This is a genomic window from Pseudomonas sp. NBRC 111130, from assembly GCF_001320485.1.
In the GTDB taxonomy this organism is placed as follows: domain Bacteria; phylum Pseudomonadota; class Gammaproteobacteria; order Pseudomonadales; family Pseudomonadaceae; genus Aquipseudomonas; species Aquipseudomonas vlassakiae.
In genome coordinates, this window is the sequence record NZ_BCBG01000115.1 from 1 (window position 1) to 927 (window position 927).

1 protein-coding gene is annotated in these 927 nt (G+C 58.8%); it reads right to left on the reverse strand.

Features of this window, described 5'->3' with window-relative positions:
- A partial coding sequence (locus APH33_RS27500; RefSeq protein WP_177332449.1) for an immunoglobulin-like domain-containing protein occupies positions 1 to 927 on the reverse strand: 927 nt, incomplete at both ends.

Consider the following 927-nt stretch of genomic DNA (forward strand, 5'->3'; position numbering starts at 1 on the left):
GGGGTCTTGTTGACGTCCAGTGCTTCGAAGTTGCCGCCTTCGGCCTTCTCGATCGAAACAGAAACGGTGGAACCATTGTTGTAGACGTCGTTAGCCGCCGTCTGTACATCGACGCTGCCCACGGTCTTGCCGGCTTCGACGGTGATGGTCTTGCCGTTCGACAGGGTCACGGTCACGGCGGTCTGAGCTGGGTTGCTCAGCGTCACGGTGTAAGTGATCACGCCACCTTCGGTCACACCTGGGGTGGCCGAGAGGGTCGCAGTGGTGGTGTCGATCGAGTCGCTGATCACGGTTTCGACTGGGGTCTTGTTGACGTCCAGTGCTTCGAAGTTACCGCCTTCAGCTTTCTCGATCGAAACCGAAACGGTGGAACCGTTGTTGTAGACGTCGTTAGCGGCCGTCGGCACATCGACGGAGCCCACGGTTTTGCCAGCATCGACGGTGATGGTCTTGCCATTGGACAAGGTCACGGTCACGGCGGTCTGGGCAGGGTTGCTCAGAGTCACGGTGTAAGTGATCACGCCGCCTTCGGTAACGCCTGGGGTAGCGGTCAACGTGGCGGTGGTGGTGTCGATCGAGTCGCTTATCACGGTTTCGACTGGGGTCTTGTTGACGTCCAGGGCTTCGAAGTTGCCGCCTTCGGCTTTTTCGATCGAAACAGAAACGGTGGAACCGTTGTTGTAGACGTCGTTGGCTTCGGTCTGGAACTCAACACTGCCGGTGGTTTTACCCGCTTCAACAGTGATGGTCTTGCCGTTGCTCAGCGTGACAGTCACGGCGGTCTGAGCTGGGTTGCTCAGCGTCACGGTGTAAGTGATCACACCGCCTTCGGTGACGCCTGGGGTGGCGCTCAACGTGGCAGTGGTGGTGTCGACGGAGTCGCTGATAACGGTTTCGACTGGGGTCTTGTTGACGTCCAGGGCTTCA